This is a genomic window from Marinobacterium sedimentorum, assembly GCF_024267675.1.
In the GTDB taxonomy this organism is placed as follows: Bacteria; Pseudomonadota; Gammaproteobacteria; order Pseudomonadales; family Balneatricaceae; genus Marinobacterium_A; species Marinobacterium_A sedimentorum.
Window position 1 is genome coordinate 1 of the sequence record NZ_JALDYX010000069.1, and the last position, 5,495, is coordinate 5,495.

Annotated in this window: 2 protein-coding genes and 1 tRNA gene; 2 read left to right on the plus strand and 1 reads right to left on the minus strand. The window is 57.0% G+C overall.

Annotated features, from left to right (window positions below; all coding sequences use genetic code 11):
* Positions 1-76 precede the first annotated feature (76 nt).
* Positions 77-152: transfer RNA gene (locus MRS74_RS23385), tRNA-Asn, on the minus strand.
* Between the two features lie 276 nt (positions 153-428).
* On the opposite strand from MRS74_RS23385, the gene ycaO reads away from it, so the two are divergent.
* Complete coding sequence (gene ycaO, locus MRS74_RS23390; protein WP_254582696.1) at positions 429-2,171, plus strand: 30S ribosomal protein S12 methylthiotransferase accessory factor YcaO; 1,743 nt, start codon at positions 429-431, stop codon at positions 2,169-2,171.
* Between the two features lie 140 nt (positions 2,172-2,311).
* Positions 2,312-5,495: retention module-containing protein (locus MRS74_RS23395; RefSeq protein WP_254582697.1), on the plus strand; the 3,184-nt coding region annotated here is incomplete at its 3' end.

The window sequence follows — 5,495 nt, forward strand, 5'->3', positions numbered from 1 at the left end:
CCAGCGACCAATAGATTAACAGTCTACTGCTCTACCAACTGAGCTATCAGGGAACATCACTACCAATATCTTCGATTGGCTCCTCGAGCTGGACTCGAACCAGCGACCAATAGATTAACAGTCTACTGCTCTACCAACTGAGCTATCGAGGAATGTCTCAACCGAGGCCGCGTATATTAATGAGGTGGTCGGGCAGCGTCAACCCCTTAGTTTAAAAAAGATTTTTGCGTCGAGTGGGGCTGCGTTCATGACACGGGATGCGGTTATAATCATGCAAGTCAGCGCGGTACTAGATGATGGTGCGGGCGCTGCCGGGCGCCTCGGCCTGGGCGGGTGTCATGCGGGTAGACAGGGAATACAGGGTTTCAGGTGTGTAGGGCTGCACGCTCGGGCAAACAGTATAAGAAGTGGTTGGCAAGGGAGAGTATATGAGTGCTGCAGCGGGTAACGATGCGCCACTGGAAGGTATTGGCCAGATGCGTCAGGGTCTCCAGTCGCTGGGTTTCGACCTGGAGGAAGTGTGCTGGTTTAATCCGGTACCCAATGTCTGGTCGGTTCAGTTACGCGACCGGGCTTGTGCGCTGCTGGGCAGCAGTGGGCGGGGTGCCAGCCGCGATGCAGCGCTGGGCAGTGCTCTGCTTGAGTTTTATGAGCGCTTGTCCTGTAATCGTTTTTTTGCCGATTACTATTTTGGCAGGGAACTGTCTGAAGCTGAGTTTGTGCATTATCCGAACGAGCGCTGGTTTACGCTCACGGGCAAGGGCTTGCCTGAGGGGCTGCTCGATGAGGCAACGCGGGACCACTTCGATTTGCACGGTCAGCTGCGGGCCCGAATGCTGCTGGATACAAACTCCGGCAATGAGCAGCGCGGAGTTTGCGCCATTCCCTTTACACGCCAGCGCACCGGCAAGCAGGTCTGGCTGCCGGTCAATATTCTGAATAATCTCTATACCAGCAATGGCATGGCCGCAGGGCATTCGCGCTGGGAAGCCCGAACTCAGGCGCTTTCGGAGATTTTTGAACGCCATATAAAGAATACTATTCTGACGGCCGGCATTAGTCTGCCGCAGATACCGCAGGCGGTTTTGGCCCAATATCCGGCATTTTGCGAGTCTCTCGACGCGCTGCGTGCCGCAGGCTTCGTTGTGGTGGTGCAGGATGCATCCTTGGGTGGCAAATTTCCGCTGGTCAATATAACGCTGATCAACCCGGCGGACGGAGGCTGTTGCGCAGCCTTTGGCGCCCATCCCAAATTTGAACGTGCGCTTGAGCGCACGCTGACAGGCGTGCTACAGGGGCGGGATCTGGATGATTTGAACGGTTTTGCATTGCCCTGCTTTGACCTCAGTATGGTGGCCGAGCAGGATAATCTGGAAGCGCACTTTATCGACTCGAGCGGCGTGGTCGCCTGGGACCTGTTGTCGCGAAAGCCCGACTACAGCTTCACGCAATGGAATATTGAAGGCGACAGTCAGGTTGAGTTTGAGCACCTGTGCTATCTGATTCACCGCGTCGATATGGATATTTATATCGCGGATCATGAGCATCTGGGGATTTGCTGCTGCCAGATTGTGGTGCCGGGGATGGGCGATCTCTATCCGGTGGATTATCTCGTGCATCACAACAATAATCGGGCGGTGGCCATGCGAGGCTCGATATTGAAACTCGCGGAACTGGGCGTTGAGCAGGCCGCCGAACTTGAGCAGCAACTCGACAGTCTGGAACTGGATGATTATCTGCGAGTCAGCGAACTCTTGTGTCTGTATGCCGATCCGGATACCTACTGGGGGCAGCTCAGTGTGGGTGAACTGCGCTGTTTGCTGGCGTTGCGAATAGGTGATCTGAGCCGGGCGCAGGAGTGGAGTGGCTGGGTCACGCACAGCGGTTTGCTCTCCGATGAGCGTATGCGACTGTTTCGCTGCATTAATCAGCTACTGCAGTTTCGCCTGGATTCCGAACGCCATGCGGAGCATTTTGATTATCTGCTGCAGCAAATCTATGGTCAGCCGTTGCTGGATCGGGTGCGTCGGATGCTGGCCGGCGAAGAAATATTCGTAGATGCCCCGGTCATTGGGGAAAACCTGGAAGGTCTTGCCACGCATCGAGTCTTGCTCGATACCTATCAGCGTTTGCAGCAGATCAAGGCGCGTCACCATCATAGTCAGTCCTGATCTTTAGTCATTCTTCCTATTGCGACTTTTGTGTCGATATGTCCTGCACTGTACCACGGTACAATAGGCGCGCCTGGTTTTAGTCCCTATGTTTAGGTATCGCCTGATTTGGGCAGCTATCGAGACCAAGGAGATTAGTCATGGCTATCGGGGACGTAGCAGGTAATGTCAGTTTCATTTTCGGAACCGTTGTGGCTGTCGGTACCGATGGTGTCGAACGGGTTCTCTCGCTGGGTGATCCTCTCTATGAGGGTGATCAAATTCGTGTGGCCGATGGCGGGCGAATCGAAATTGCTGCGGCTAACGGCGAAATGCTGGCGCTGGGTTCGGGTCAGGAGGCGACGGTCGATGCAGGCTTCCTGACTGCCAATAGCGGTGATGGTCAGTCCCAGAACCAGGATGTTGCCGCAACGGTAACCTCGATCAGCGGCACCGTCGTCGCCGTTGCCGCCGATGGCAGCGAGCGTATTCTGGCGGTGGGTGATGTTCTGTTCGAAGGAGAGCTGATCCGAGTTGCCAGTGGTGGCAGTGTGCAGTTGATCGGCGCCTCGGGCGAAACCGTTGCCCTGGCCTCGGGTCAGCAGGCGCTTATTACCCCCGAATTCTATGCCGATGCCGCCCAGTTCGACTCATCCCAGTCGGTTGCATCCAGTCAGAGCGCAGATCAGGCATTACAGCAAACGGGCGAAATTGATGCCATCCAGGCCGCGATCCTGGCGGGTGAAGATCCCACCGCCGTGGCGGAAGCTACCGCCGCAGGCCAGGCGCCGGGTGAAGCCGGTGGTCCGGGGGACTCAGGTTCGTCTTTTGTCCAGTTGTCCCGTACCGGTCAGGAAGTAACTCCCGAGGCAGGTTATCAGACCAGTGGCTTAAGTCGCGGTTTTACCGCACCTAATAATGAAGACGTGTTAATTACGCCGGCGGATCCTGTCGTCAGTGTCACTGTAGAAGTCGACGTTGAAACGCCGCCCAGTGGCGGTGAGCCGCCGACAGAACCTACGACAGAGTTTCCTGTTCTGGTTGACGGTAATTCGGTTACCGTGCTGGAGGGAACCGGTGGCGGCGAGCGGCAGGTGACCTTCCTGCTGACGCTGGACAAGGCTTCGGATCAGGTTATCAGTGTTACCTATGAGCTGCGGGATCTCTCTACCACTTATCTCGAAGACTGGCACAATGGCGGTGCTCGTGTTCATACTGTCGATATCCCGGCCGGCGAGACCCAGTTCCCAGTTACTGTTTATATCACCGAAGATGCCCTGTTCGAAGGCAACGAAGTCCTCGATATTGTTCTGCTGAGTGCCAGCAATGCGACCATCAGCAGTTCCCAGAGCCAGGCGCAGATCACGATTTTTGATGATGATATTCCCGTATTCACTCTCTCAGGTGATGAGTCGGTCGGCGAGGGTTTCGCTGCAGACTACAGTATTGCGCTGAGTGGCGCCGAGTTGCAGGCAGGCCAGGTTATCAAGTTGTCGATTGGTACCGGGCTGGGGCTTGATAGTGCGCAGGAAAATGTTGACTACAACAGTGCGGATGGAGTCCTGACGGTAACGGTTCCGGCGGGCGGAATGGGCATCGGCGACACTGTGGCCACCTTCAAGGTGACGACGCTCGCTGACGGCGTCGACGAGGCAGATGAAAGTTTCAGCGTCGTGCTCCAGAGTGCTACGGTCAATGGCCAGCCAGCCATCGTTCAGGACACCGTGACTACTACCATTCTTGATGCGGATGTTCCGACTGTCGAATTCAAGGACGCGGGAACCGGCGTCGGTGATATTGAGGTGCCGGAAGGTGCGGATGCCGTCTTTACGCTGAATATCTCGAAGGCGGCAGCGGGCAGCAGCCTGGTGCTGAGCCTTGCCGACGGTACGGCCGTCGATGCCGACTATAACGAAGCTCATTATCAGTACAGTATCGATAACGGTGTGACCTGGAGTGATGTGGTTGGCCCGATCACGCTGGCTGACGGTGGCGATTACACCGTACTGATCAGCACCGACACGGTGGCGGACGGGTTGGATGAAACCAGTGAGATCTTTAACCTTAGCGCTAGCCTGAATAGTAACGGCGATATCTATGGCGACAGCGCTGTCGGCACTATTTTGGATGGCGATCCGGCGACGGTGTTCAGCGTCGATGACGTCTCGGTCGACGAGGGTGGCAATCTGGTGTTTACCGTGACCCGCTCAGGCGATGCCCAGGCGAACCAGTCCGTCACTATCACCACCTCCGATGGCACCGCGACCCTGGCCGGCGGTGACTATACCGCCAACAGCGAAACGCTGACCTTCGCCCAGGGCGAAACCAGCAAAACCTTCACTGTGGCCACCAATGACGATGCGCTGTTTGAAAGCAGTGAAAACATCAACGTTACCCTGAGCAATGCCACCAATGGTGCCGTGATCGGCGATGGTGCCGGTGTCGGCACCATTCTCGACAACGATGCCGCGCCCGTATTCAGTGTCGATGATGTTCAGGTTACCGAGGGCGGTAACCTGGTGTTCACCGTGACCCGCACAGGCGATGCTCAGGCGAACCAGGCGGTGACCATCACCACCTCCGATGGCACCGCGACCCTGGCCGGCGGCGATTATAGTGCCAACAGCGAGACGCTGACCTTCGCCCAGGGCGAAACCAGCAAAACCTTCACCGTGGCCACCAATGAGGATGCGCTGTTTGAAAGCAGCGAAAACATCAACGTTACCCTGAGCAATGCCACCAATGGTGCCGTGATCGGCGATGGCGCTGGTGTTGGCACCATTCTCGATAACGATGCGGCCCCTGTATTCAGCGTTGATGATGTTCAGGTTACCGAGGGTGGCAACCTGGTGTTTACCGTGACGCGCAGCGGCGACGCCCAGGCGAACCAGGCGGTGACCATCACCACCTCCGATGGCACCGCGACCCTGGCCGGCGGTGACTATACCGCCAACAGCAAGACGCTGACCTTCGCCCAGGGCGAAACCAGCAAGACCTTCACTGTGGCCACCAATGACGATGCGCTGTTTGAAAGCAGCGAAAACATCAACGTTACCCTGAGCAATGCCACCAATGGTGCCGTGATCGGCGATGGCGCCGGTGTCGGCACTATTCTCGATAACGATGCGGCGCCCGTATTCAGCGTCGATGACGTCTCGGTTGACGAGGGCGGTAACCTGGTGTTCACCGTGACCCGCTCAGGCGATGCCCAGGCGAACCAGTCCGTCACTATCACCACCTCCGATGGCACCGCGACCCTGGCCGGCGGTGACTATACCGCCAACAGCGAAACGCTGACCTTCGCCCAGGGCGAAACCAGCAAGACCTTCACTGTGGCCACCAATG

Excerpts from the sequence above, each read along its gene's own strand:
- ycaO (WP_254582696.1), top strand. The coding sequence starts at position 429 with ATGAGTGCTGCAGCGGGTAACGATGCGCCACTGGAAGGTATTGGCCAG.